Annotated in this window: 1 tRNA gene; it reads left to right on the top strand. The window is 31.8% G+C overall.

From position 1 onward, the window contains the following. Window positions 1–483: 483 nt before the first annotated feature. Window positions 484–559, top strand: a tRNA-Lys gene (locus tag BN338_RS10240). Window positions 560–604 lie beyond the last annotated feature (45 nt).

Here is a 604-nt window from a genome sequence, read left to right as displayed (position 1 = left end):
TAAAAGGGATGTAAGGAATTTGAAACGAAAAATATTACGATATTCAGCTTTCTTACTCGAGTAAGAATAATAAATTATTATAAATCAATATTTTATATTATGAATCTCTAATTCATATTTGAAAACTAAAATATAAAGATATAAAAAATAAGCCATAGTAGGAAGTATTTTTTCTGCTCTACCCGTGATGCTCAACAGGCTATGTGTGGAGGAAGAGGGGAGTTTTGTTTTATAATTTTAGCAATTCGAATCTATGAGATATTTTCTAGTTAGATTATTTTTTATCGAGATTTCAAAGAGAAGATCTAAAGAGCAACTTATACAGTCACGAGGAAAGGGGAGTAAGGAGAAACGGAAAATTATTGATAACTGAAAAAATATAANATTTTTTTTAAAAGGTGTTGACCCAAATGAAAAAGTCAACCGTATGTTCCCTTCACTTTCTGCAAATTAGATAGTCTGAAAACTAAATAGCTTGTGTGAGAGCGCGTAGCTCAGCTGGTAGAGCAACTGACTTTTAATCAGTAGGTCCAGGGTTCGAATCCCTGCGCGCTCACCAAATTTGAATAATATCAATGCGCTATGCAAAAATTTGAGAATCTTT

It is taken from the genome of Bartonella queenslandensis AUST/NH15, assembly GCF_000312585.1.
In the GTDB taxonomy this organism is placed as follows: Bacteria; Pseudomonadota; Alphaproteobacteria; order Rhizobiales; family Rhizobiaceae; genus Bartonella; species Bartonella queenslandensis_A.
This window is presented reverse-complemented; position numbering and strand designations above follow the sequence as displayed.